Raw genomic sequence first — 651 nt, 5'->3', positions numbered from 1 at the left:
CTTATGGAAGGGAGGATGGGAAAGAAATAACGTTACAGCCTAGTCAAAAGTACCTATTAATTCGTTCTATTATTGAAAAATATCGCTTAAAAAATATGGTGAGATATTTGTGTCAGATCGCAGGTGTTTCACGCTCTGGATACTATAATTATTTTTCAGCTATTTCTCAAAGTCGGCGAGAGAAAAGAACGCATCAAGATGAAATGGTGAAAGAGATGATAGTAAGGGCATTTCGATTTAAAAACCGAAAGAAGGGGGCTCGTCAGATCAAAATGACATTGGCGGGTCAATTTCAAGTTGTCTACAATTTGAAACGCATCCGTAGAATCATGAAAAAATATGGGATTATCTGTCCCATTCGCAAAGAAAATCCTTATAAAAAAATGTTGAGAGCGACGAAAGAACACTTCGTGGTACCCAATCAATTAAAACGAGAATTTAGGCAAGGTGTACCAGGAAAGGTACTTCTTACCGACATCACATACCTGTCTTATGGTAAGAATCAAAAAGGATATTTATCTACCATTCTAGACGGGTCTACGAATGAAGTTTTAGCTTACCATGTGTCAGAACGACTTACCCTAGATATCGCAACGACGACTCTTCACAAACTAAAGAAGAATAAGAAGGTACGATTAACGCAAGATGCCT

At 37.6% G+C, this 651-nt stretch carries 1 protein-coding gene; it reads left to right on the top strand.

Going from position 1 to position 651, the window contains the following annotated elements; translation table 11 throughout:
* Positions 1 to 651, top strand: a 651-nt coding sequence (locus ACTFSL_RS31085) for an IS3 family transposase (protein WP_440042970.1), incomplete at both ends; no start/stop codon positions are given.

It is taken from the genome of Bacillus cereus group sp. MYBK108-1 (assembly GCF_051917185.1).
GTDB classification, from domain to species: domain Bacteria; phylum Bacillota; class Bacilli; order Bacillales; family Bacillaceae_G; genus Bacillus_A; species Bacillus_A cereus.
The sequence above is the reverse complement of the archived record's forward strand: the minus strand, read 5'-3'. Positions and strand labels throughout refer to the sequence as shown.